This is a genomic window from Thermoanaerobacter sp. CM-CNRG TB177, assembly GCF_018588165.1.
GTDB classification, from domain to species: domain Bacteria; phylum Bacillota; class Thermoanaerobacteria; order Thermoanaerobacterales; family Thermoanaerobacteraceae; genus Thermoanaerobacter; species Thermoanaerobacter thermocopriae.
In genome coordinates this window covers 5,481-6,134 of sequence record NZ_JAFCAC010000027.1, presented here as the reverse complement: position 1 = coordinate 6,134, position 654 = coordinate 5,481, and the positions used below count along the sequence as shown (strand labels likewise).

4 tRNA genes are annotated in these 654 nt (G+C 41.3%); all 4 read right to left on the bottom strand.

Annotated elements, in window-relative coordinates:
- Position 1: 1 nt before the first annotated feature.
- Positions 2 to 87: transfer RNA gene (locus I4N53_RS01650), tRNA-Tyr, on the bottom strand.
- A gap of 280 nt (positions 88 to 367) precedes the next feature.
- Positions 368 to 442: transfer RNA gene (locus I4N53_RS01645), tRNA-Thr, on the bottom strand.
- A 28-nt stretch (positions 443 to 470) separates the two neighbouring features.
- Positions 471 to 546: transfer RNA gene (locus tag I4N53_RS01640), tRNA-Phe, on the bottom strand.
- Positions 547 to 559: 13 nt separating this feature from the next.
- Positions 560 to 636, bottom strand: a tRNA-Asp gene (locus tag I4N53_RS01635).
- Between the last annotated feature and the right edge of the window lie 18 nt (positions 637 to 654).

Here is a 654-nt window from a genome sequence, read left to right as displayed (position 1 = left end):
ATGGTGGAGGGAGATGGATTCGAACCATCGAAGGCGTCAGCCAACAGATTTACAGTCTGCCCCCTTTGGCCACTTGGGTATCCCTCCACATTTTTAATATAATAAAAATTTCGTCTTAAAAGTTTTAATAAAAGCCACGTACCTTATTTTATCATATAGGCCCCTATTTGTAAAGGGCTTTTATGCAATTATTTTAATGCAAAAATATGTAAATAATTTCTATGTAAAATTTTAGCATCCAGTTGCCCCTGCTTGTCCTTTTCTGACTGGTCTCACTCACATTTTTTGTTCAATCAGCTGTGTAAAGCCGTTATGACGGCTGATTGATTCAGACTCACTCCCCTTTTATAGTATCTAATTTATGAGCTGGAGCTGGCAGTGGGATTCGAACCCACGACCTGTTGATTACGAATCAACTGCTCTACCACTGAGCTATGCCAGCAATAATTAAAAAACCTTAAAAAAAATTATGGTGCCTCGAAGTGGAATCGAACCACTGACACAGGGATTTTCAGTCCCTTGCTCTACCAACTGAGCTATCGAGGCATACTACTATAAATGGCGACCCAAAAGGGACTTGAACCCTCGACCTCCAGCGTGACAGGCTGGCGCTCTAACCAACTGAGCTATTGGGCCGCACTACTATTTAATTTT